General features: G+C 75.2%; 22 protein-coding genes. 7 read left to right on the top strand and 15 right to left on the bottom strand.

What is annotated here, in order from left to right:
• Positions 1 to 45 precede the first annotated feature (45 nt).
• Positions 46 to 2,397 (top strand): glycosyltransferase, encoded by a 2,352-nt coding sequence (locus ACLIBK_RS02015; protein ID WP_415385525.1) that lies wholly within the window; start codon positions 46 to 48, stop codon positions 2,395 to 2,397.
• Between the two features lie 133 nt (positions 2,398 to 2,530).
• Positions 2,531 to 3,700: an iron-containing alcohol dehydrogenase gene (locus tag ACLIBK_RS02010; protein WP_415385524.1), complete on the top strand. Its 1,170-nt coding sequence runs from the start codon at positions 2,531 to 2,533 to the stop codon at positions 3,698 to 3,700.
• Positions 3,701 to 3,721: 21 nt separating this feature from the next.
• Here the strand turns inward: ACLIBK_RS02010 and ACLIBK_RS02005 are convergent, their stop codons facing one another.
• The 3 genes from ACLIBK_RS02005 to secD are packed head-to-tail and all read right to left on the bottom strand — an operon-like array spanning position 3,722 to position 7,250.
• Positions 3,722 to 4,663, bottom strand: a complete 942-nt coding sequence (locus ACLIBK_RS02005; RefSeq protein WP_415385523.1) for a tripartite tricarboxylate transporter substrate-binding protein — start codon at positions 4,661 to 4,663, stop codon at positions 3,722 to 3,724.
• 14 nt (positions 4,664 to 4,677) lie between these two features.
• Positions 4,678 to 5,652: a protein translocase subunit SecF gene (secF, locus tag ACLIBK_RS02000; protein ID WP_415385522.1), complete on the bottom strand. Its 975-nt coding sequence runs from the start codon at positions 5,650 to 5,652 to the stop codon at positions 4,678 to 4,680.
• Positions 5,653 to 5,663: 11 nt separating this feature from the next.
• Complete coding sequence (secD, locus tag ACLIBK_RS01995) at positions 5,664 to 7,250, bottom strand: protein translocase subunit SecD (RefSeq protein WP_415385521.1); 1,587 nt, start codon at positions 7,248 to 7,250, stop codon at positions 5,664 to 5,666.
• Between the two features lie 151 nt (positions 7,251 to 7,401).
• Here secD and ACLIBK_RS01990 point away from each other — a divergent pair, with 151 nt between their 5' ends.
• The gene (locus tag ACLIBK_RS01990) at positions 7,402 to 8,382 is read left to right on the top strand and encodes a Gfo/Idh/MocA family protein (protein ID WP_415385520.1); all 981 of its coding nucleotides are present in this window, start codon (positions 7,402 to 7,404) and stop codon (positions 8,380 to 8,382) included.
• A gap of 99 nt (positions 8,383 to 8,481) precedes the next feature.
• Here ACLIBK_RS01990 and ACLIBK_RS01985 read toward each other — a convergent pair whose 3' ends face one another.
• The 6 genes from ACLIBK_RS01985 to hisI form a co-directional block, all read right to left on the bottom strand.
• On the bottom strand, positions 8,482 to 9,123 hold the full coding sequence (locus ACLIBK_RS01985; RefSeq protein ID WP_415385519.1) for a DUF1345 domain-containing protein: 642 nt from the start codon (positions 9,121 to 9,123) through the stop codon (positions 8,482 to 8,484).
• A gap of 73 nt (positions 9,124 to 9,196) precedes the next feature.
• Positions 9,197 to 10,345 carry a lipid-A-disaccharide synthase gene (gene lpxB / locus ACLIBK_RS01980; protein ID WP_415385518.1) on the bottom strand — a complete coding sequence of 383 codons (1,149 nt, stop codon included), beginning with the start codon at positions 10,343 to 10,345 and terminating at the stop codon, positions 9,197 to 9,199.
• Complete coding sequence (locus tag ACLIBK_RS01975; protein WP_415385517.1) at positions 10,342 to 11,223, bottom strand: carbon-nitrogen hydrolase family protein; 882 nt, start codon at positions 11,221 to 11,223, stop codon at positions 10,342 to 10,344. The genes lpxB and ACLIBK_RS01975 overlap by 4 nt, the downstream gene beginning before the upstream one ends.
• Before the next feature lies 1 nt (position 11,224).
• A complete protein-coding gene (locus ACLIBK_RS01970; RefSeq protein ID WP_415385516.1) occupies positions 11,225 to 11,821 on the bottom strand; it encodes a GNAT family N-acetyltransferase in 597 nt (198 codons plus the stop codon).
• Between the two features lie 75 nt (positions 11,822 to 11,896).
• Complete coding sequence (locus ACLIBK_RS01965; RefSeq protein WP_415385515.1) at positions 11,897 to 12,802, bottom strand: tetratricopeptide repeat protein; 906 nt, start codon at positions 12,800 to 12,802, stop codon at positions 11,897 to 11,899.
• A gap of 31 nt (positions 12,803 to 12,833) precedes the next feature.
• Positions 12,834 to 13,289, bottom strand: a complete 456-nt coding sequence (gene hisI, locus ACLIBK_RS01960) for a phosphoribosyl-AMP cyclohydrolase (protein WP_415385514.1) — start codon at positions 13,287 to 13,289, stop codon at positions 12,834 to 12,836.
• A gap of 81 nt (positions 13,290 to 13,370) precedes the next feature.
• Here hisI and ACLIBK_RS01955 point away from each other — a divergent pair, with 81 nt between their 5' ends.
• Together ACLIBK_RS01955 and ACLIBK_RS01950 are read left to right on the top strand one after the other, a co-directional pair.
• On the top strand, positions 13,371 to 13,820 hold the full coding sequence (locus ACLIBK_RS01955) for a Fur family transcriptional regulator (protein ID WP_415385513.1): 450 nt from the start codon (positions 13,371 to 13,373) through the stop codon (positions 13,818 to 13,820).
• Positions 13,821 to 13,856: 36 nt separating this feature from the next.
• Positions 13,857 to 14,540: a type 1 glutamine amidotransferase gene (locus ACLIBK_RS01950; protein WP_415385512.1), complete on the top strand. Its 684-nt coding sequence runs from the start codon at positions 13,857 to 13,859 to the stop codon at positions 14,538 to 14,540.
• An 18-nt stretch (positions 14,541 to 14,558) separates the two neighbouring features.
• Here the strand turns inward: ACLIBK_RS01950 and metC are convergent, their stop codons facing one another.
• From metC to ACLIBK_RS01930, 4 genes are all read right to left on the bottom strand, one after another.
• The gene (gene metC / locus ACLIBK_RS01945; protein ID WP_415385566.1) at positions 14,559 to 15,710 is read right to left on the bottom strand and encodes a cystathionine beta-lyase; all 1,152 of its coding nucleotides are present in this window, start codon (positions 15,708 to 15,710) and stop codon (positions 14,559 to 14,561) included.
• Positions 15,711 to 15,841: 131 nt separating this feature from the next.
• Entirely contained in the window at positions 15,842 to 16,684 is an 843-nt protein-coding gene (locus ACLIBK_RS01940) for a sulfurtransferase (protein WP_415385511.1), read from the bottom strand.
• A gap of 4 nt (positions 16,685 to 16,688) precedes the next feature.
• The gene (locus tag ACLIBK_RS01935; protein ID WP_415385510.1) at positions 16,689 to 17,405 is read right to left on the bottom strand and encodes an alanyl-tRNA editing protein; all 717 of its coding nucleotides are present in this window, start codon (positions 17,403 to 17,405) and stop codon (positions 16,689 to 16,691) included.
• Positions 17,402 to 18,133: an NUDIX domain-containing protein gene (locus tag ACLIBK_RS01930; protein WP_415385509.1), complete on the bottom strand. Its 732-nt coding sequence runs from the start codon at positions 18,131 to 18,133 to the stop codon at positions 17,402 to 17,404. The genes ACLIBK_RS01935 and ACLIBK_RS01930 overlap by 4 nt, the downstream gene beginning before the upstream one ends.
• A gap of 100 nt (positions 18,134 to 18,233) precedes the next feature.
• On the opposite strand from ACLIBK_RS01930, the gene ACLIBK_RS01925 reads away from it, so the two are divergent.
• Positions 18,234 to 19,130 carry a DMT family transporter gene (locus ACLIBK_RS01925; RefSeq protein WP_415385508.1) on the top strand — a complete coding sequence of 299 codons (897 nt, stop codon included), beginning with the start codon at positions 18,234 to 18,236 and terminating at the stop codon, positions 19,128 to 19,130.
• A 127-nt stretch (positions 19,131 to 19,257) separates the two neighbouring features.
• On the opposite strand, the gene parA is transcribed toward ACLIBK_RS01925, so the two are convergent.
• Both parA and ACLIBK_RS01915 read right to left on the bottom strand, forming a co-directional pair.
• The gene (parA, locus tag ACLIBK_RS01920; RefSeq protein ID WP_415385507.1) at positions 19,258 to 19,884 is read right to left on the bottom strand and encodes a ParA family partition ATPase; all 627 of its coding nucleotides are present in this window, start codon (positions 19,882 to 19,884) and stop codon (positions 19,258 to 19,260) included.
• Positions 19,885 to 19,971: 87 nt separating this feature from the next.
• Entirely contained in the window at positions 19,972 to 20,838 is an 867-nt protein-coding gene (locus tag ACLIBK_RS01915) for a dienelactone hydrolase family protein (RefSeq protein ID WP_415385506.1), read from the bottom strand.
• A gap of 397 nt (positions 20,839 to 21,235) precedes the next feature.
• Between ACLIBK_RS01915 and ACLIBK_RS01910 the strand changes: the two genes are divergently transcribed.
• Complete coding sequence (locus tag ACLIBK_RS01910) at positions 21,236 to 22,789, top strand: NAD(P)H-hydrate dehydratase (protein WP_415385505.1); 1,554 nt, start codon at positions 21,236 to 21,238, stop codon at positions 22,787 to 22,789.
• Positions 22,790 to 22,818: the final 29 nt, after the last annotated feature.

Genomic DNA, 22,818 nt, shown 5'->3' with positions numbered 1-22,818 from the left:
AACATCCCGGCTTGCCCCGGCCGGGCATGAGGGACCATCAACGCGTTGCCGCGCCTTCATATGTTCACGCCCTTGCCCCCCGCGCGCAACGGCGTCGCCGATTATGCCGCCAGCCTGCTGGAAGCCTTGTCGGCCCATTACGACTGCGTGGCGCATGCCGAAGCACCGGCGGAGCCGCCGGCCGGCGTGCGGCTGGCCGAGGACGACCCGCCGCCCTTCGCGCGGGTGCTGCACCAGCTCGGCAACAGCGCCGGCCACGCGGCGGTGCTGCGGGCGATGCGGCGGGTTCCCGGCGTCGTCACGCTGCACGACCTGACCCTGGCGGTGCCGGTGCGGCTGGCCGCGGCCGGCGCGGAGGCCGGGCTGCGGGACGCGATGCGCGCAGCCTCGCCCGCGCTGGCGGACACGCTGGGGCGGGAATGGCTGGACACCGGCGGGCAGGCCGGGGCGGCGGCCGCGGTGTTCGACCTGGTGGCGCAGGGGCTGCGCGACGCCCGCGCCGTGGTGGTGCATTCCCGCTACGCGCTGAACCGGCTGCGGCAGCTGCACCCGGCCCTGGCCGGGCGCTGCGCCGTGATCCCGCACCTCGCGCAACCGGCGTCCGCGGACCGGGCGGCGGCCCGCGCCGCGCTGCGCTTGCCGCCGCACCGGTTCATCCTGCTGACCGCCGGCTTCCCGGCGCGGGCGAAGCGGCTGGACTGGGTGGCGGAAGCGGTGGCCGAGGCGCTGCGCCGCCGCGCCGACCTGCTCTGGATCCATGCCGGGGAAGGGGATGCCGCGGCGATCGCGCCGGCCCTGGCCGCCTCCGGCCACCTGCGCGCGACGGGCTACCTGACCGAGGAGTCGCTGGCGCAGCACGTCGCGGCCTGCAACGCGCTGGCCAACCTGCGCGCGCCCTCCGTCGGCGAAAGCTCCGGCACGCTGGCCCGCGCCCTGGCGGCCGGGCGCTGCACCCTGGTGTCGGGGGTGGCCGCCTACGCCGAGCTGCCCGTGGACGCGGCGCTGCACCTGCCCGCCCTGGGACCGCAGCAGCCCCTGGCCGAGGCGCTGGTGGCGATGGCGGCGCAGCCCGGCCTTGCCGACCTTGTGGGCGAGCGCGCGGCACGCTACGCCCGCACGGCGCTGGACCCGGATGCGGTGGCGCGCGCCTACCGCGACGTGATCGAGGAGTTCCGCGCCGCACCGCCGCTGCGCGCGCCCGGACCGCTGAGCGCCGCCGGGCCGCTGCAAACGCCTGGGTCGCTGCACGCGCCCGGGGTGTCACGGCGGGCGCCGCCGAAGCTGCTGATCGTGTCGCCGATGGCGCCCTGGCCGGTGCGGGCGGGCAATGCCGCGCGGCTGCGCGCCCTGGGCGAGGCGCTGGCCGCGCGCGGCCTGCCGGCCGAGCTCGCCTGCCCGGTGGACGGCGAGGCGTCCACCGACCACCGGGCCGCGCTGGGCCGCGGCTGGGCGGCGCTGCACCCACTGCCCTGGCGCACCCGGCCGATGCCCTCGCATCCCGACCGCTGGGCGCTGGACGATTGGTGCCCGGACAGCACGGTGGAGGCGGTGGCGGCGCTGCACGGGAAGCATCGCTACGACGCGGTGATCGCGTCCTACACTTGGCTGTCGGCGGTGCTGGAAGCGGTGCCGGGCGCCCTGCGGCTGCTGGACACGCATGACCTGGTCGGCGGCCGGCGGGAAGCGGCGCTGACGGCGGGGCTCGCGCCCTCCTGGTACTGGACGGGCCTGGCGGAGGAATCGCGCGGCCTGGACCGGGCCGACCTCGTGCTGGGAATCCAGCCGGCCGAGAGCGAGGTGCTGCGCGGGCGCACCGGGCGTCCCGTGCTGACGGTGGGCCATGCCCCGCCGCTGCGCTTCGGGGAAGGAGCCGAGCCGCCCGGCCCCTGGCCCTTCGGCACCCTGGCCAGCGCCAATGTCTGGAACACCCGGGCGCTGGAAGCGCTGGACGATGCCCTGGCCCGCATCGAGGCCGAGGGCGGCCCCGAGCTGCCCTGGCTAGTGGCGGGCGATGCCGCCGTGCCGCGCCGCTTCCGCTCGGCGGGCACGGCGATCGGCCCGGTGCGCGATGCGGAGGAGGTGTACCGGCTGATCCGCTGCGCCGTGAACCCGATGGAGGGCGGCACCGGCCTGAAGATCAAGACGGTGGAGGCGCTGTGCTTCGGCCGCCCGGTGATCGGTACCTCCGACGCCTTTGCCGGCCTGCCCACGACCCATCCCGCGCAACAGGCCATCGATGCCGCCGAGGTGGCCGCCTGGATGACGGAGCACGAGCGCTCCGCCGGCCTGCGCGACGAGTTGCTGGCGGGTTCGCAGCAGCTGGCCCGCGACTGGCACGCGGAGGTCGCCGCCGGGCTCGACGTGCTGGCGGCGACGCTGCGCCGCGGCGCTGTGTAAAGCGCGCGGGCTGGGGGCCGCTGACCTGCGCCGGGCCGGCCGTAGCGCGCGGGCCTGACAGCGCCCGTCGAGGCCCGCTAACCTGCGGCGGAAGGGCCGGGAACACCCGGCCCGCCAGGAGGGAGCGGTTCGCATGCAGGTTTCGCTGTTCGCGCCCCGGCTGATGCTGGTCGGTGGTGGCACCGTGTCGCGCCTCGCCGAGGTGCTCGGGCAGCTCGGCCTGCGCCGGCCGCTGGTGGTGACCGATCCCTGGATGGTGTCCTCCGGCACGGTGGAGCGCTGCCTCCTGCCGCTGCGCCGGGCGGAACTGCCGGTCGAGGTGTTCCACGACACCGTGCCGGACCCCACCGACGCGGTGGTGACGGCCGGCGTGGCGCGGCTGCGGCGGGGCGGGTTCGATTGCCTGATCGGCTTCGGCGGCGGCAGCCCGATGGACACGGCCAAGGCCATGGCCCTCCTCGCCGCCCTGCCGGAGGGCGAGCACATCCGCACGCTCAAGGCGCCGAACAGCGCCGACCGCGCCGCCCTCCCGGTGATCTGCGTGCCGACCACGGCGGGCACCGGCAGCGAGGCCACCCGCTTCACCGTGATCACCGACACCGAGCGCGACGAGAAGATGCTGATCGCCGGGCTCGGCGCCCTGCCCGTCGCCGCGGTGGTGGACCACGAGCTGAGCTGGAGCGTGCCGCCCCGCACCACCGCGGACACCGGCGTGGACAGCCTGACCCACGCGCTGGAAGCCTTCGTGTCGAAGCGCGCCAATCCCTTCTCCGACGACTTCGCCCGGGCGGCCATGCGGCTGATCGCGCCGCACCTGCGCACCGCCTTCGCGGAGCCGGGCAACGCCGCAGCGCGGGAAGCGATGATGCGCGGCGCCACCCTGGCCGGCCTCGCTTTTTCCAACGCCTCCGTGGCGCTGGTGCACGGGATGTCGCGGCCGCTGGGGGCGCATTTCCACGTCCCGCACGGGCTGTCCAACGCCATGCTGCTGCCCGTGGTGACGGAGTTCAGCCTTGCCGCCGCACTGCCGCGCTACGCCGAGGCTGCCCGCCTCATGGGCCTGGCCGGCGCGACGGCGGGGGACGAGGCGGCCGGGCGGGCGCTGCTGGACGGGTTGCGGGCCCTGAACCGCGACCTCGGCGTGCCGTCGCCGGCGGCCTGGGGGATCGACGGCGCGCGCTGGGACGCCCTGCTGCCCACCATGGCGGCGCAGGCGCTGGCCTCGGGCAGTCCCGCCAACAACCCGCGCGTGCCGGACGCGGCGGAGATCGTGGCGCTGTACCGCCGTGCCTTTGCCGGCTGAGAGGCCCGGCCGGCGGCCCGGTCAGCCCGCCGGCGCGACCCAGGGCGCGGTGGCCCAGCGCTTGGTCAGCGCGGCCAGATCGCGGCGCACCAGATCGGTCCAGGCGGCCTCGTCGAGGTAGCGCGGCAGGCTGCCGAGGGCCTGGGCCTGGGCCGCGTATTCGGGGTCCGACACCGCGTCGCGCAGCGCCGCCGCCAGCGGGCGCGCCAATTCGTCCGGCACGCCCAGGGGCAGCACGAAGCCGCGGCGGGATGCGGCGCGCACGGGCACGCCCTGTTCCGCCAGGGTCGGCACGTCCCCCAGCAACTCGCAGCGCCGGTCGGAAGCGACGCCCACGGCCGAAAGCCGGCCGTCGCGCAGGGCGGCGATCGTGTCGGGCAGCCGCACCAGGGCGGCCGCCACATTGCCCGACAGCGCCGCCTGCCGCGCCGCCGCCCCCGAGGGGAAGTTCAGCGGCGAGAGCGACAGCAGCCCCACCAGCCCCGAGGCGGCGAGGGCGGCGCCGGTGCCGGCCGGCGGCAGGCCGAGCACGCCGCCATCCCCCAGCGCGCGCAGCTCCGCCAGATCCACCCCGGGAGAGGCCACCAGCACCACGGGCTCCTCGGCCACCGAGCCCAGGAAGCGCAGCCGCAGCGGCATGTCCGGCGCGCCCTGTTCCACCGCGCGGGCCAGCAGTTCCGGCGTCAGCACATGGCCCAGCATCCGCCCGTCCGGGGCGGCGTCCACCAGCGCGTTCAGCATGCTCAACCCGCCGAGTCCGGAGCGGCTGACCACCTCCACCGAACGCCGCGGCAGGTGCCGTTCCAGAAAGGGCGCGAAGGCCCGCACCCAGTTGTCCGCCGCACCCCCTTCGGTGGCGCCGCTCATCAGCGTCACCCGCCCGGCGCTTCCCGCCACGCCGAGGCGCGGCGGGGCGGCGAGGGCAGCCCCCAGGCCCAGCAGCAGGCTGCGCCGTCCGGGCATGGGGGCGGGGTGGCTCATCGCGGCGAGGCGGTGGCCGGGCGCTTCGGCGCCGCCGGCAGTTCCACGCCGCGGCGCAGCCGGTGCTCGCCCAGGAACAGCAGCAGCGGCGCCGCGATGAAGATGGAGGAGGAGGTCGCCACCACGATGCCGAACAGCACCGTCCAGGCGAAGCCGGACAGCGCCTCGCCGCCGAACAGCGCCAGCGGCAGGGCCGAGAGCAGCAGCGTCGCCGAGGTGCCGACCGTGCGGTTGAGCGTCTGGTTGATGCTCATGTCGATCAGGTCGCGCAGCGGCATGGTCTTGAACTTGCGCAGGTTCTCGCGGACGCGGTCATAGACCACGACCTTGTCGTTCACGCCGAAGCCGATGATGGTCAGGATCGCGGCCACGGTGGTCAGGTTGAACTCGATCTGCGTGACCACCAGGAAGCCCACCGCCTTGGTGGTGTCCAGGATCAGGGTCGCCACCGCGCCGACGGCGAACTGCCATTCGAAGCGGAACCAGATGTAGATCAGCATCGCCAGCAGCGAGAGGCCGAGCGCGTACATGCCGCTCAGGAACAGCTCGTCCGACACGCGGTTGCCCACGGCGTCGGTGCGCAGGATGCGGGTGCCGGGGGCCAGCTGTTCCAGCGCGCCGCGCACCTTGGCCACGGCCTGCTGGGTGGCGGATTCCTCGCCCTGCACGGGCAGGCGCAGCAGCACGGAATCGGGCGCGCCGAATTCCTGCACGCCGGCTTCGCCCAGGCCCAGCCGGTCCAGCGCCGTGCGGATCTGGCCGATATCGGCCGGGCCGGGGGTGCGGGCTTCCATCAGGATGCCGCCGCGGAAGTCGATGCCCTTCTGCAGGCCGGGGTGATAGGCCAGCACCAGCGATGCGGCGGACAGGAAGGCCGACACGATCAGCCCGGCGAAGCGGCCGCGCATGAAGCGGATCTTGGTATCGTCGGGCACCACGCGAAACATCGGGCGGGACAGGAAGCTGAGCATGGGACTGCCCTTCAGACCGGCAGCACGCGCGGCCGGCGCCACGCGTACCACCGGGAGATCATGAGGCGAACCAGTGTGGTCGCGGTAAACAGGTGCACCACCGTGCCCAGCGCCACCGTCACCGCGAAGCCCTTCACCGGGCCGGAGCCGAAGGCGTAGAGGCAGGCGATGGCGATCAGGTTGGTCAGGTTGCTGTCCAGGATGGTGCCGTAGGCCTTGCCGAAGCCGGCTTCCAGCGCCGAGACCGGGTTGCGGCCGGCGCGCACCTCCTCGCGGATGCGCTCGTTGATCAGGATGTTGGCGTCCACCGCCGTGCCCAGCGTCAGCACCACGCCGGCGATGCCCGGCAGCGTCAGCGTCGCCTGCAACAGGCTCAGCGCCGCGCCGGTCAGCACCAGGTTGATCAGCAGCGCCAGGTTGGCGAACCAGCCGAACAGCCCGTAGGCGAAGCCCATATAGGCCAACACCAGCACCGTCCCGACGGCCAGGGAGATCAGCCCGGCGCGGATCGCGTCCGCCCCCAGCTCGGGCCCGACGGTGCGCTCCTCCACCACGGTCAGCGGGGCGGGCAAGGCGCCGGCGCGCAGCAGCACCGCCACGTCATTGGCGCCCTGGGCGGTGAAGTTGCCGCTGATCTGCCCGCGGCCGCCGGTGATGGGCTCGCGGATGACCGGGGCGGTGATCACCTTGTCGTCCAGCACGATGGCGAAGGGCCGGCCGACATTGGCGCGAGTGATGTCGGCGAAACGGCGGGAGCCGACGCTGTCGAAGGTGAAGTTCACCACCCATTCGCGGGTCTGGCTGTCCTGGCCGGCGCGGGCGTCGCTCAGGTTGGCACCGTCCACCTCCACGCGGCGGCGCACGGCGTAGCGCTGGCCATCGCGCTCGCCCTGCAGGAACTGCACGCCCGGCGGCGGCAGCGTGGCCTGCAGGTTGGCGTTCTCGTCCAGCAGGTGGAAGGTCATCCGGGCGGTGCGGCCCAGCAGGTCCTTGATGCGGTTCGGGTCCTCGACGCCCGGGAGCTGCACCAGGATGCGGTTCTGGCCCTGGCGCGCCACCAGCGCCTCGGCCACGCCCGTCTCGTCCACGCGGCGGCGCACGATCTCGATGGACTGTTCCACCGCACCGCTGGCGCGGCCCTGCAGGCCGCTCTCCGTCACCGTGGCGGTCACAACGCCGTCGGGGGTGGCGGCGACCTCGATGTCCGGGCTGGTGCTGCCCTGCGGTCCGGGCACGGGGTTGGCCAGCTCGCGCAGTTGGGCCACCGCGGCCGGGGCTTGGTTCGGGTCGCGCAGGCGCAGGGTCACCCGGCGGGCGGCGTTGTCGGCGGCCAGGGCGGTGTAGCCGATATTGGCCTGCCGCAGCCGGGTGCGGGCGCCGTCCGAGATGGCTTCCAGCCGGTCGCGCACGACGGTGCCGAGATCCACCTCCAGCAGCAGGTAGGACCCGCCGCGCAGGTCCAGGCCGAGCGAGATCTGCCGCCCCGTGGCCCAGCCCGGCAGCGAGGAGCGGGGGATCAGGTTCGGCAGGCAGAGCAGCACGCCCAGGACGATGACGCCGAGGATCGCGGCAACCTTCCACCGCGCGAAATACAACATGGCCCGGCTGGGACCCCCGTTTTCATGGGACCGGTCGGCGGATGCCGGCGTGGTCGAGGCGGCCGGAACATGCGTCTCGCGACCCCGTGATGCAAGCGAGGGCGGGACCTGCTAGAGCCGGCGCCGATTCGCGACGGGTACGGGGGCAGGCATGCGGCTGAAACTGGGCGTTCTCGGGGTCGGGCATTTCGGCCGCTTCCACGCGCTGAAGGCGGCCGCCGGTGCTCGGACCGAGCTGGTGGGCGTGCACGACGCCGACCCCGCCCGGGCCGCTTCCGTGGCGGCCGAGGCCGGGGTCGCTGCCCTCGACGCCCCGGCGCTGATCGCCGCGGCCGACGCGCTGATCGTGGCCTGTCCCACTGCCTTCCATGCCGGCCTCGCCATGGCGGCGCTGACGGCCGGGCGCCACGTGCTGGTGGAGAAGCCGATCGCCGCCACCCTGGCCGAGGCCGACGCCCTGATCGCCCTGGCGGCGGAACGGGGCCGGGTGCTGCAGGTCGGCCACCTCGAACGCTTCTCCGCCGGCATGGCGGCGCTGCGGGCCGAGGGCGGGGTGGCCGCCCGGGTCGGCCGGCCGCTCTACCTGGAAGCGGTGCGCATCGCGCCCTTCCGCCCGCGCTCGCTGGATGTGTCCGTGGTGCTGGACCTGATGATCCACGACCTCGACCTCGCCCTGGCGGTGTTCGGCGCGCCGCTGGTGGGGGTGGACGCGGTGGGCAGCGCCGTGGCCTCCGAGCGGACGGACATCGCCAATGCCCGGCTGCGTTTCGGCAACGGCGCCGTGGCGACGCTGACCGCCAGCCGGGTCAGCCTGAAGATGGAGCGCCGCCTGCGGCTCTTCGGCACCGCGGGCTACCTGCAGATGGATTTCCTGGCCCGCACGCTGCACGTCGTCCGCAAGGGCGCGTCCGGCGCGGAAGTGCAGCCGCTGGACCAGCTGCCCGGCTTCGGGGCCCTGCAGTCCTCCTGGCAGGACCGTGACAGCCTGGAAGCCGAGCATGCCAGCTTCGCCGCGGCCTGCCTGGACGGCGCCGCGGTGGAAGCGGACGGCACCGCCGGACGCGCCGCGCTGGATGCTGCCCTGCGGGTCGAGGAGGCCGTGGCCGCGTCCCGGCTGGCGGCCGACGCCTGATCCCGCCCGTCACCCCGGTCGCCAGCCCGAGTCCGCAGCGTCCCGTCGTGCTGCGCGCCGTGCCGCCCGCGCGGTGAACGCCGCCGCTTGCTGGTCGGGCTACTTCACCAGCCCCGCCGCGATGTTCACCGCCCCCGCGACCACGGCGGTGTTGAACACGAAACTTACCACCGCGTGCACCAGCACCAGCCGTCGCATCCCGGCGGAGGCCGTGGTCACGTCCGATACCTGGGCGGTCATGCCGACGGTGAAGCTGAGGTACAGGAACTCCAGCAGGTCCGGGTTCTCCGCCCCGCCGGGGAAGTCGATGCCGCCGCGCAGCGCCTGCTCGTGCAGGTAGTGGTTGGCGAAGAGCACGTGGAGGAAGCTCCAGGACAGCAGCACCGTGGCCACCGCCAGCCCGATCTCGGCCCCGTTCGGGGCGCCCTGGGCCCCCGCCAGGTCGGCGCCCACCGCCACCAGCGCGGCCAGCACCGTCAGCAGCGTGCCGCCCAGAACCGTCCAGCGCCCCTCGTCCAGCTCTTCCGCCTGCTTCCGCGCGGCCGAGGGGTCCATCGAGAGCGCGGCCCGCAGCAGCATCGCCAGGTAGGCCAGCACCGCGACGTCCCAGCCCAGCAGCAGGGCCGTGGTGGAGCGCAGGTCGAGCGCCAGCACCACGGCCAGCCAGGCCGCCGGCCCCGCCAGCAGGGCGGCCCGCAGCCCCGGCCGCCGGTGCAGCCTCAGCCCTGATCCGATCGCCAAGCGCCCACCCTCCGCCCGCATCCCGCCGCCGAAGGGGCACGCCGCAACAGGATGCACGGCGGGCCCGCGGGCGTCACCGCAGGCTGTTCAGCACCGCCGCCGCGGCCGCCTCGCTGGGCAGGCCCTCGGCCGGGCGCAGCAGGTCCAGCACCTGCGCGAAGCCCTGGCGCTGCGCGGCCGCCGCCTCGGGCTCGCGCAGCAGGCGCACCAGCTCGGCCGCCAGCAGCTCGGGGGTGCAGCGCTCCTGCAGGTATTCCGGGATCACCGGCGCGTCGGCCAAAAGGTTGACGATGCTGGCGTAGCGCACCTTCAGCAGGCGCCGCATGATCGCCGCCGTGACGGGGTTCACCCGGTAGCCCACGGCCATCGGCACCCCGGCCATCGCCACCTCCAGCGAGGAGGTGCCGGACTTGATCAGCCCCGCCGCCGCCGTCGCGAAGGCGTCGTGCTTCGCCGCCACGTCGTGCAGCAGGATCGGCGCCGGCTGCCAGAGCGAGGCCGCGGCGCGCACGGTGTCCTCCACCGGCCCGGCCAGCGGCACCACCGGCCGCAGCCCCGGCACGGCGGCGCTGGCCAGCCGCAGGGCCTCGCCGAACACCGGCAGCAGCCGCGACACTTCCGTGCGGCGGCTGCCGGGCATCACCAGCACCACCCGTTCCTCCGGGGCGATGCCGTGCGCCGCGCGGAAGCGGGCGGCGTCACCCGTGTCGGCACCGCTTTCCAGCACGGGGTGGCCGACGAAATCCACGGCGATGCCGGCCGCCTCGAAGAACGGCGCCTCGAAGGGCAGCAGGGCGAGGATGCGGTCCACCCGCTCCGCGATCTCCCGGACGCGCCCGGGCCGCCAAGCCCAGACCTGCGGCGCCACGTAGTGGATCAGCGGCACGCCCAGCGGCTTCACCCGCTTGGCCAGCCGCAGCGCGAAGCCGGGGCTGTCGATCGTCACGATGGCGGCCGGGCGGCGCGCCTCCACGTCCGCGGCGGTTTCCGTCATGCGCCGGGCCAGACGGCGGAGGTTGGGCAGGACCTCCAGCAGCCCCATCAGCGACAATTCGCCCATCGGAAACAGGCTGCGCAGCCCTTCCGCGGCCATGCGGTCGCCGCCGACCCCGGCGAAGCGCAGCTCCGGCCGCCGCTGCCGCAGGCGCGCCATCAGCCGCGCCCCCAGCACATCGCCGGACGCCTCGCCCGCGACGAGGTAGATCAGCGGCGCTTCCGTCACGCGAAGCGCGCCGGGCTGGCGGGCGGGAAGGGCGCCGAGGGCCAGTCCGCGTGGTTGCGCACGCCGCCATCCCGGCGCACCGCCTCCAGCCGCGCCGGGTCCAGCGTGGCGAAGACCCAGCCCGCCTGGTCCAGCGCGCCGCGCGCCAGCACGCCGTCCTCGGGGAAGCCGCGGTCCACGGGGCCGAACACGGCGGCGAAGCCGCGGTTCACGTCCAGCGCGGCGGACCAGGGCGCCGTTCCCACAGTGGGAGTGACCGCCACGAAGCACTGGTTCTCCAGCGCGCGCGCCGCGGCGGAAAAGCGTACGCGGTTAAAGCCGTGCATGCTGTCCGTGCAGGAGGGCGCCAGGATCAGCCAGGCACCGGCTTCCACCTGGGTGCGCGCATGGGCCGGGAATTCCACGTCGTAGCAGATCGACACGCCGATCCGGCCCCAGGGCGTGTCGAACACGGCGGGCGGGGCGCCGGGGGCGACCATCCAGCGCTCCGCCTCGAAGCGGGTCATGACGCACTTGTCCTGGAAGGCGAGGCTGCCGTCCGGGGCGATCAGGGGGGCGCGGTTGCGCACCCGGCCGTCCCGGTCGCGCATCGGCAGGCTGCCCGGCAGCAGCCAGAGCCCCGCCCGGCGGGCGGCGCCACGCATGGCCTCCAGCACGGCGGGTGCCGCGGCCACGATGGCGGCCAGCTCTCCGGCCTCGTCCGCCTCGCCGCCGGCCAGCCCGGTGCCCAGTTCCACGCAGGCATATTCCGGCAGCACGGCGAGGTCGGCGCGCCCGACCGCCTCGGCCAGCCAGGTGTCCAGCTTGCGCGCGAAGGCCTCGACGCTGGTCGGCCGCTCCACCGGGTATTGCAGCAGGCCCAGGCGCAGGGCCGTCACCTCAGAGGTCCTTCACCCAGGCGGATAGCTCGTGCGGCTCCTCCATCCAGCCGTCGACTTCCTTCCAGGACATCCGCACCACGATGTCGTAGCGCGGGCGGTAGCCGCGCTTCTTCCAGAAGCCGTCCAGCGGCACGTAGTCCGGCGGGCGGCGCGGGTCGTCCGCGTCGCGCTTCACCGACACGAAGGCCACCCGCGTCAGCCCGAGGGCGCGGGCATGCGCTTCCCGCCCGGCCAGGAAGGCCAGCCCCAGCCCGCGGCCACGATACGGCGGCAGCAGCACGGACTCGCCGAAGTAGCAGCATTCCGCCGGCGGCAGCCCGCCCGCGGCAAAGGAGGCCTGCAACTCGGGCGAGGTTTCGGCCATGGGCTGGCAGGTGGCCGCGCCCACCACCGCCTCGCCGTCGAAGGCCAGCACCGCGGCGGCGTTGGGGCTGCCGGCGAAGTTGCGGATGTAGCTGCCCTCGTGGGCCGCGTCGCCGTCGTACAGGTAGGGCCATTCACGAAACACCGCCACGCGCAGCCGTCCCAGGGTGGGCAGGAAAGGCGCTAGCGCGTCGGCATGCAGGGTGCGGGTGGTCAGGTCGGTTCCGGACATGCCCGCTGCATAGAGCAGATCGCCCGGCGCCGGGAACGGGGGCAGGGCTTCGGTGCGTCCTTTCCCGGCGCCTGCTCAGCCGCCCCGCAGCAACCGCCGGAACAGCCCGCCGAGGCGCCGGGTCGGCGGTCCCCAGGGTGGCAAGGGATCGCCGCGATGCGCGATGGCCGGCTCCCTGCTGCGCACCAGCGCCAGGGTGCGGGCAATGCGCGCCCGGTCCTCGGGCCCCAGGACCGCCGGTTCCGCCAGGCCCGCCCCCGCCGGGGCCGCGGTTGCCGTGCCGGCGTGCCGGCGCGGCCCGGCCAGGGCGGCCTCGGCGGCGGTGAGGCCCTCCTGCGCCTGGGCGTGGCCGGGTTCCTGCGCCAGAACGGAGCGGAACAGCGTCGCGGCTTCCGCCAGATCACCCACAGCGCGCAGCAGGTGGCCGAGCCAGAACAGCCGCGCCGCGTCCGCCGGGGCGGCGGCGAGGGCGGCCCGGGCTTCCGTGACGGCTTCCGGCATGCGGCCCTGGCTGGCCAGGGCATTGCTGAGGCCCATCCGGGTCCAGCCGGGGTCGGGATGGCCGGGCAGGGCGGCGCGGAAATGCGGCACCGCGGCGCGGGGATCGCCGGCCTCCAGCAGCAGGTGGCCCACCAGGGCCGCGAGGGACGCGTCCTCCGGCACCCGCTCGCGCCCTTGCCGGGCGACGGCGAGCGCCTCGGCGTGGCGGCCCTGCGCTCGCAAGGCCGCGGACAGGCCGAGATGCCCGGCGGACGCCCCCGGCCGCAGCCCGGCGGCCATGCGGAACAGCGGTTCCGCGGCGGCGGCCTCGCCGGCCTCGGCAAAGGCCTGCGCGGCGGCCGCGAGCGCGTCGAAATCCTCCGCCAGCGCCCCGGCACCGTGCTGCCAGGCCGCCTGGGCGGCGTCGCGGTCGCCTTGCCGGAGCAGGTCTCGGATCCGTTCGGGAAGCGCGGCGCGGACGGCCTCCGCGGCGGTGCTCACGCCCGGTACGGAGCGAGGCGGCAGGGGCGCGTCACGCCGGGTGCCCGTGCGCGTGGTCCTGCCCGTAGAGCGCGGCCGGGTTTTCCAACGGCGGCGCGATGGCCGCGACCTCCCCGTCCCGCAGCGCCCAGGAGAAGCAGGACCGCCGCCCGGTGTGGCAGGCCACCCCGACCTGGTCCACCAGCGCCAGCACCGCATCGCCGTCGCAGTCCAGCCGCAGCTCGCGCAGGTGCTGCACCTGGCCGGAGGTGTCCCCCTTGCGCCACAGGGTGCCGCGCGAGCGCGAGAAATAGGTCACCCGCCCGGTGGCCAGGGTTTCCTCCACCGCCTCGCGGTTCATCCAGGCGAGCATCAGCACCTCGCCGGTGTCGTGCTGCTGCGCCACGGCGGCCACCAGGCCGCGGGCGTCGAAGTGCAGCGCCTCCAGGAAGCGGGCGCGCGCCTCGGGCGGCAGGGTGACGGCGGGCGGAGTGGCTGCGGGCTGCATTCCCCACCATATAGCGACGGGATCGGCGTGGCGGGAGGCGCAGGGATGGCGCGGGAGTCGGGGCGTGTCGGAGCGGAAGGGATGGACCCGGTGCTGGACCGGGTCGCGGCCTCCTGCGCCGCCCGCGGCGCGCAGCTGACGCCGCTGCGCCGGCAGGTGCTCGCCCTGGTGCTGGATGCCGAGTCGCCGGTGGGCGCCTATGCCCTGCTGGACCGCCTGAAGGCGGAGCGTCCCGGCGCGGCGCCGCCCACCGTGTACCGCGCGCTGGATTTCCTGTTGGAACAGGGGCTGATCCACAAGGTCGAGCGGCTGAACGCTTTCGTCGGCTGCGTGGAGGCCGATCACGGCCACGGGCCGGGCCTGCACCACCCGCATCAGTTCCTGATCTGCGGCACCTGCGGCGCCACCCAGGAGGTGGCGGACGAGGCGGTGACGCGCGCCGTCGCCGCCGCGGCGTCGCGCGCCGGCTTCCGCCCGGCCCGCGCCACGGTGGAGGTCGAAGGCACCTGCGCCCGCTGCGTGGCGGCCTGACCGGAACCGGGCGGATCACGGGAGATGGGGCGGCGCATGGGCCTGCGGGTCACGGTGATCGAGAACGCGCCGGGCGCGCCGGTCGGCAGCTTCGGCGACTACCTGGTGGCGGAGCACGGCGCCGCGCTGCGGGTGATCCCCGGGCCCGGCCTGCCCGACCCGGCGGCGCTGGCGGAGGCCGACCTGCACGTGGTGCTGGGCTCCCCGCATTCGGCCTACGACGAGCTGCCCTGGATCGCCGCCGAGCGCCGCCTCCTCGCCGAGCTGATCGCGGCCGACCGCCCGGTGATCGGCATCTGCTTCGGGGCGCAGATGATCGCCGCCGCGATCGGCGGCACCGTGCAGCCCACGGGCACCTTTCACGGTGGCTGGACGGAGGTGGCCTCCCTGGGCGACCCGGTCTGGCAAGGCCCCTGGGTGCGCTGGCACGGCGACCACTTCCAGCTGCCGCCGGCGGCGGAGGTCCTGGCGACGGCGGACGGCACGATCCAGGCTTTCGGGTACCGCCGCGCCGTGGGCGTGCAGTTCCACCCGGAGGCCACGGAAGCGATCCTGCGGGGCTGGGCCGGGCGCGCCGATCCGCGCCGGGCGCTCGGCCCGGAGGGCACGGCGGCGATGCTGGAGGCCGCGGCAGCCGGGCTGCAGGGCGCGGCGGCCCGGCGGAAGGCGCTGTTCGACGCGATGCTGCGCCGCTGCCTCGCGCCGGTACCGGCCGGCTGAGCGGCGGCGCGGCCGAGTTCAGCGCGGCAGGGTGTCCAGCCCCGCCTGCAGGTCGGCGATCAGGTCCGCCGGGTCTTCCAGGCCGATATGCAGCCGGAAAGTCGGGCCGCCCAGGTCCTCGGCGGTGGCGGTGCGGCGGATGAAGCCGGTGGTGGGCAGCGCCAGGCTCTCGTAGCCGCCCCAGGAAGCACCGATCCCGAACAGCTTCAGCCCGTCGATCATCGCGAAGACCTGCGCTTCCGTGTAGCCGGGCCGCAGCACCACGCCGAACAGCGAGCAGGCGCCGGAAAAGTCCCGCCGCCACAGCGCGTGCTGGGGATGCGAGGGCAGGGCGGGATGCAGCACGCGCAGCACCTCCGGCCGCGCTTCCAGCCAGCGGGCGACCTCCATCGCGTTGGCGGCCTGCTGCTTCAGCCGCACCGGCATGGTGCGGGCGCCGCGCAGCGCCAGCCAGCAATCGTCCGGGCTGGCGTAGTGGCCCATGGCGCCGCCGGCGGTGCGCACCGCCACCCAGTCGGCCTCGTCGTTCACGGTGACGGAGCCCAGCAGCACGTCGGAATGGCCGACCACGTACTTGGTGAGCGCCTGGATCGACACGTCCACCCCGTGCCGGAAGGGCTGGAAGTGGTGGATGCCCCAGGTGTTGTCCATCAGCACCTTGGCGCCGGCGGCATGCGCGGCGCGGGCGATGGCGGGGATGTCCTGCACCTCGAAGGAATGGGAGCCCGGGCTCTCGGTGTAGACCACCTTGGTGTTGGGGCGGATCAGCGCGCGGGTTGCGGCCTCGTCCACCAGCGGGTCGTAGAAGGTGGTCTCGACGCCCCAGCCGCGCATCAGCCCTTCCGCCAGGGTGCGGGCGGGGCCGTAAACGCTGTCCGGCATCAGGCAATGGTCGCCGGCCTTGAGGAAGGCCAGCAGCGGCACCGCCACCGCGGCCAGGCCGGTGCCGACGATCATGCAGCGCGAGCCGCCCTCGATCTCCGCCACCACGTCCTCCAGGGCGTGGTGCGTCGGGCCGCCAGCGGTGCCGTAGGTCAGCACCTGCTCGAAGCGCTGCTGCGCCAGGTCCCGCCGCGCCTCGCAGGACGGGTAGAGCACGGTGGAGCCGCGATGCACCGGCGGGTTGACGAAGCCGTGCGAGCGCACCGCCGGACGGCCGGCATGCGACATGCGCGTGCTGAAACCGCCGGCCGGGTGGTCCGCCGGCACGTGCGCCGGGGCGGTGGGGGTCTCGTAGGCCGAGGCGGCGTCCAGCGGGGCGTCCGCGTCGGGCGCGCTGGCGCAGGGGGCGTCGTCGGGCATCAGGGCACCTTCGGGGTTTCGGGGCGCGACGCCCATTCGGTCCAGGATCCGTCGTACACCGCGGCTTCCGGGAAACCGGCGCGTTCCAGCCCCAGCGCCAGCACCGTGGCGGTGACGCCGGTGCCGCAGGAGGTGATCACCGGGCGGGTGCCGTCCACCCCCGCGGCGGCGAAGCGCTCCCGCAGCGCGTCGGGGGGCAGGAAGGCGCCATCGGGGCCCATCAGCTCGGTGGCCGGCAGGTTGGCGGCGCCGGGCATGTGGCCGGAGGGAAGGCCGGGCCGCGGCTCGGGCGCCGTGCCGTCGAAGCGGCCGCGGGCGCGGGCATCCAGGATCAGCGCGCCGCCGCCGCCCTGGCGCACCACGCGCTTCACGTCGCCGATCCCGGCCAGCCGTTCCGCGCGCAGGTCCGGCACGAAGCTGGCCGGGGTGGGGGCGGCGGGCTCGCCGGCCTCGACGGGGTGGCCGTCGGCGCGCCATTTCGGCAGGCCGCCATCCAGCACGGCCACCTGCTCGTGCCCGAACAGCTTGAACATCCACCAGCCGCGGGGCGCGCGGGTGGTACCGATCTGGTCGTAGAACACGATGCGGGACGCGTTGGACACGCCCATCGCGCCCACCAGCTTCGCGAAGCGCCCGGCGGAGGGCACCATGTGCGGCAGGTCGGTGTCGGGATCGGCGACCTCGTTGATGTCGAAGTAGCGCGCGCCGGGGATGTGGGCCGCGGCGAACTCCGCCCGGCCGTTCTTGCCTTCCGTGGGCAGGTAGTAGGTGGCGTCCAGCACCACGAGGTCGGGGGCGCCGAGGCTGCCCGCCAGCCATTCCGTCGAAACGAGGGGACCCATCCGCTTAATCCTCCAGCACCAGGTAGACCCGGCGGTTCTGCTTGCCCTTGCTTTCCAGCTTGGTGACGGCGATGCGGCCGATCTCGCCGGTGGCGCGGACATGGGTCCCGCCGCAGGGCTGCAGGTCCACCGGTGCTTCCTCCGGCCCGATCCGCACCAGCCGGATACGGCCGGCGCCGCGCGGCGGCTGCACCGAGAGCGTGCGCACCAGCTCCGGCTGCGCGTCCAGCTCGGCTTCCGAGATCCAGCGCTCGCCGACGGGGTGGTCGGCCTGCACCAGCGCGTTCAGCTGCTCCGCCAGCCATTCCTTGGTCGGCGGCTCCGGCAGGTTGAAGTCGAGGCGCGAGCGGTCGGCGCCGATCTGCCCGCCGGTGACGGAAATCTCCGGCATCACGCTGCACAGCAGGTGCAGCGCCGTGTGCATCCGCATGTGCCGGTGCCGCCGGTCCCAGGTCAGTTCAGCCGTCACCGTGTCCCCCACGGCGGGGCGGGGCGCGTCCTCGGGCAGGACGTGCAGCGCGGCGCCCTCCGGGTCCTTCACCGTGTCGGTGACCGCGGCCTCGCCGCCGGCCCAGCGCAGCGTGCCGGTGTCGCCGGGCTGGCCGCCGGCGCGCGGGTAGAAGACGCTGCGGTCCAGCACCACGCCCTCGGGGCCGCTGGACACCACGCGGGCGTCGCAGCGCGCGGCGTAGGCGTCGTCGCGGAAGATCGCGCCGCTCATGCCCATTCCGTCCGCAGCCGGGCGTGGTTGGCCTGCAGCCACAGGATCGCCAGGGCGGCGGGCGCCCCCTGGATTCGGTTGTCAGCCACCATGGCGAAGGCGTCCTCCGTCGGGATCACGACGAGTTCGGTTTCCTCGTGCTCGCTGTCCAGCCCGCCCCTGCGGCCCGCGGCGGCCGCGTGCAGGTCCACCCGCGCGAGGTGGAACTGCAGCATCTCGTCGCAGCCGCCGGGCATCAGCAGGAAGCGGCCGAAAGGTTCCAGCCGATCGCAGTGCAGGCCGGTTTCCTCCTCCAGCTCGCGGCGCGCCGCGGCCAGCGGGTCCTCGTCCGGCTCCAGCAGCCCGGCCGGGCATTCCGTCTGCAGCGGGTCGATCCCGGCGGCCAGGGCGGGCAGGCGGAACTGGCGGATTAGCGCGATGCGCCCGGTGCGGGGGTCCCAGGGCAGGATGATCACCCCGCCGTTGCGGCGCCACAGCTCCCAGGTCAGCTCACCGGACAGGCGGCCGTCGCCGCGGCGGTAGCGGAAGCGGACGCGCTGCAGCGGGAAGCGGCCGTTCCACACCACCTCGTCCGCGGCGGGCTCATAGAGCGGGTGGGCGGGCACCGGCGGGGCGCGGCCGGACCGCTCGGCCACGGGGCCAGAGGGGGCGGGGCCGACGCGGGCGAGGCCGACGGGGGCGAGGCCGGAGGGGATGGCTGCCGGCGCGGTGCCCCCGGCGTCAGGCACCCGGAACGGCGATGGCCCGGGCTGGGGCGGTCTGGCCTTCATCTGCGGCGGACCGTAACCTCCGCCCCCCACGCCGTCCACATGGGCCCCGCTGCTCCCGATGATCCCCTCCGCCGAGGCCGCGCGCGGTCGTGCGATCCTCTGCGTGGTCGGTGCCGCGCTGTTCTTCAGCCTGGCCGCGGCGGCGGTGAAGGGGCTGGGCGGGTCGCTGCCGCTGGCCGAGCTGATCCTGTTCCGCAACCTGCTGGCGCTACCGGTGCTGCTGCCGCTGGCCCTGGCGCAGGGCGGCTGGAGTCTGCTGCGGACGCGCGACCCGCTGGGCCACGCGCAGCGCTGCTTCTGGGGCCTGCTGGGCACGGCGGGGCCCTTCTACGGCTACGCCCACCTGCCGCTGGCCACCGTCACCGCGATCAACTTCGCCATGCCGCTGTTCCTGACCGCGCTGAGCGTGCCGCTGCTGGGCGAGCGCGTCGGGCCGCGCCGGGCCGCGGCGGTGGCGGTGGGCCTGTGCGGCGTGCTGCTGATGCTGCGGCCCGGGATGGGCGCCGGCGCGGCCTCGCCCGACCTGGTCGCCGTGGGCGCGGTGGTGGCGGGGGCCTTTTCCTGGGCGATGGCGATGATCTCGATCCGCCGCATGGGCGAGCGCGGCGAGGCCGGGGTGACCATCGTGCTGTGGTTCACCCTGGGCGCCGCCGGGGTATCGCTGCTGCTGGCGCTGCCGGTCTGGGTCTGGCCCACGCCGCTGGCCTTGGGGCTGCTGGCCGCGGTGGGGCTGCTCTCGGCGGTGGGGCAGCTGCTGATGACGGCGGGCTACCGGTCGGGGGAAACCACGCTGCTGGCGCCTTTCGAGTATTCCGCCATCCTGTGGACCACGCTGATGGGCACGCTGATCTGGGCGGAGGTGCCGGATGGCTGGGATGCCGGCGGGGTGGCGATCCTGGTGGCCTCGGGCCTGTATATCTGGCACCGCGAGGTGACGCTGGGCCTGCGCCGCTGAGGCGGGACGCCGACCCCCGGCCGGGCCCGCGTCCCGCTGAGGCGCTTGGCTCCGCCGCGGCCCAGGCCGGACGTTTCGCCGTGGTGGCGGGTTCGCCCGGTGGCCGGACCCGCGTTGCCGGCGGGGTTCAGCCCGCGGCTTCGCGCCGGATGGCTTCCGCCAGGGCGCGGGCCTCGTCCGCGGCGGGGCTGCGCGGCGCCTGTTCCACCACGCCCAGCCCGTGGCCGAAGGCGCTGGCGAAGGCGGTGCGGTTGCCGAAGGCGCCCGCCAGCAGCGGCAGGTCGCGCTCCGCCACCGCGGCCGCCACCTCGTCGCGCAGGCGGCCCTGGGCCGGGACGCGGTTCAGCATCAGCGCCACCGGCTTCTTCTCGGCCGCCGCGATGGCCAGCGTGCCGTCGATCGCCCACAGGTCGGGCATGGAGGGCTGCAGCGGGATCACCACGAGGTCGGCGGTGCGGATCGCCAGCTTGGCGTCGTTGTCCGCGTGCGGCGGGGTGTCGAGGATCACGAAGCCGTCCTCGCGCCGGTGCCGGTCCACCGATTGCGGCACGCGCCAGCCGGCCGCGGCCTCGAAGCCGATCTCCGGCACGGTGGCGGGCCGGACCTGCGCCCAGCGCGTCAGCGTGCCCTGCGGATCGACGTCGAGCAGCGCCACCCGGGTTCCGGCGGCGCGCAGGGCGGTGGCCAGGTTGGCCACCACCGTGGACTTGCCGGCGCCGCCCTTGCGGCTCGCCACCGCGATCACGAAGGCCATGACGGCGCCCCTTCCCGTGCTGCGAGGAGCCCGGCCCAGGTGGGCCGGGGTTGCCGGTCGCGGCGCCACACGGCGCCGCGGCCGCCGTCAGGCCACGCCGTTGCGGCGGAACCAGTCCAGCATCCGCTTCCAGCCATCCTCCGCCGGTTCCTGGCGGAAGCTGGGGCGGTAGTCGGCGTGGAAGCCGTGCGGGGCGTCCGGGTAGACCACGATCTCCACCGTCTTGCCGGCCTGCCGGGCCGCGGCTTCCGCCGCCCGGACCTGGTCCACGGGGATGCCGGTGTCGGCGCCGCCGTAGAGGCCCAGCAGCGGGCAGCGCAGCTCCGCCGCCACGTCGGCGGCGTTGCGCGGCTGGATGGCGCTGGGCGTGCCGCCCACCGGGCCGTACCAGGCGACCGCCGCTTTGGGCTTGTCCGAACTCGCGGCGTAGAGCCAGGTGTTGCGGCCGCCGCGGCAGAAGCCGGTGACCGCGATGCGCCCCGGGTCGCCCTTGCCTTCCGTGGTGGCCCAGCTGGCAGCGGAGTCGAGGTCCGACAGCACCTGGGCGTCGGGCGCCTTGCTGATCACGTCGCGCACGATCTGCGCCGCGTCCGTCATGGTCGAAAGGTCGCCCAGCCGCGCGTAGAGCTCCGGCGCGATGGCGAGGTAGCCGGCCTTGGCCAGGCGGCGGCAGGTGTCCTTGATGTATTCGTGGACGCCGAAGATCTCCTCGATCACCACCACCGTGGGGAAACGCCCGGCGCCCACGGGGGCGGCGACGTAGGCGGGGATGCGGCCGTCCGTGGTGGGGATGGAGATTTCGCCGGCATCGAGGCCGACATTGTCCGTCTTGATCGGCGCCGCCTCGCCGCGCGCGGTGGCCAGGGTGAAGCCGGCCACCAGCGAGGTCATGATCACGCCCCGCCGTCCCAGCGGCGGCGGCAACAACCCGTCCAGCCCGTGCAGATCGTCCATGCGCTCGCCGCTCCCTGGCCGCGACGCGGTGCCCGCGTCGATCGTGCGGCACCATGGCGCAAAGGCGGCGGTGCGGACAATGTGGCTCGTCGCGCAGGGCCGGGCGCCCGCGGTTCCAGGCCAGCGCCTCGCCTTACTTCCTTACGACCTTACTTCCTTACCGGGAGCCGCCGTGACGGAGTGCTTTTCAGAATAAAATCCTACAATAACCGGATCTTGGTGGTCAAGCTCGGCGAAGGCCGTGGCAGATTCCGCGTTTTCTGACACATCCGGCGCCGTGGCCGCCCGACGGTGGCGCCCTGGTCCCTGTCCGGCCCGGGCCGCCGCCGCGGCGATCCCGGCCGGGGACCAGCGGATGGTTGGACGCCGATGCGGGACAGCCTCTAGGCTCGCGGGCGTGACGCACTCCTCCTCCGCCCGAAACGGCCCGGTGACGCCCGCCGCGGCGACCCGGCGCGGGGCCGGCACTGCGGACCGGGGCGGGCGGCCGGCCCCGGTCCGCGGTTCCGCCGCCTGGCCGGCGGAACTGCTAACGCCCGCGCAGATGGCCGCGGTGGACGCGGCCGCCGTGGCAGCGGGTTTTCCCCTGGCCGGGCTGATGCAGGCCGCGGGTCGCGCGGTGGCGCGGTCGGCCATGCGGCACTGGCGGCCGCGGCGGACGCTGGTGCTGGCCGGGCCGGGCAACAATGGCGGCGATGGCTGGGTGGCGGCGCGGCTGCTAGCGGAGGCCGGCTGGCCGGTGTCGGTGGCCGCGCTGCCGGTCGCCGATCCCTCCGGCGCCGCCGGGCAGGCGGTGGCGCGCTGGCGCGGGCCGCTGCTGCCGCTATGTGCCGAGGTGGCGGAACGGGCCGAGCTGGTGATCGACGCGCTGTTCGGCGCCGGCCTGTCCCGCCCGCTGTCGGAGGAGGTCGCGGCCGTGCTGCGGGCGATCCGGGCGCCCGTGCTGGCGGTGGACATGCCCAGCGGCCTGGACGGCGGCACGGGCGCGCCGCTGGGCTTCGTGCGCCCGGCGGCGGTCACCGTGACCTTCGTGCGCCGCAAGCCCGGCCACCTGCTGCTGCCCGGCCGCGACCTGTGCGGGCGGCTGGAACTCGCGGATCTCGGGCTGCCGGAGGCGGTGGTGGCGGGCGTCCTCGGCCAGGCGGAGGCGCGCAGCTTCAGCAACGGGCCCGCGCTGTGGCGCCTGCCGCATCCGGCGGCCGACACCCACAAGCACGCCCGCGGCCACGTGGTGGTGGCCGCCGGCAGCCGGATGCCCGGCGCGGCCCGGCTGGCGGCGGCGGCGGCGCGGCGGGCCGGGGCGGGCATGGTGACCCTGGCCGCGACCTCGGCCGGGGCCGCCTTCCTGCTGCGCGGCGCGGTGGAGCCCGGCCAGATCGTCGCCGACCCGCCGGCCGAGGCCATCCTGGACGGGGGCAGGGCGCGCAGCTGGGCCCTGGGCCCGGGACTGCCGCCGGACGAGCGCACGGCCCGGCTGCTGGACGCCGTGCTGGCGGCCGGGGCCCCGGCGGTGGTGGATGCCGGCGCCCTGACGGTGTGCGCCGGGCAGCCGGAGCGCCTGCGCGGCGCGGCCGTGCTGACGCCCCACGCCGGCGAGTTCGCCCGGGTCTTCGGGGCGCCCGGACCCGACCGGCCGGCCGCGGCGCGGCGGGCGGCGGCGCTGTGTGGCGCGGCCGTGGTGCTGAAGGGCAGCGACACGGTGATCGCCGCCCCGGACGGGCGGGTGGCGATCAACGGCAACGCGCCGCCGACCCTGGCCACGGCGGGAACCGGCGACGTGCTGGCGGGCAGCATCGCCGCGCTGCTGGCGCAGGGCATGCCGCCCTTCGAGGCCGCCGCGGCCGGGGTCTGGGTGCACGGGGCGGCGGCCTCGCCGGCGCCGGGCCTGATCGCGGAGGACCTGATCGACCGGCTGCCGGGGGTTCTCGCGGGGTTGTTCGAGAAGAGCTAGCGATCCGGCGGGGCTCACGATATGTTTCC

This window comes from Roseomonas sp. BN140053, from assembly GCF_047690175.1.
Classification (GTDB): Bacteria; Pseudomonadota; Alphaproteobacteria; order Acetobacterales; family Acetobacteraceae; genus Roseomonas.
The sequence above is the reverse complement of the archived record's forward strand: the minus strand, read 5'-3'. Positions and strand labels throughout refer to the sequence as shown.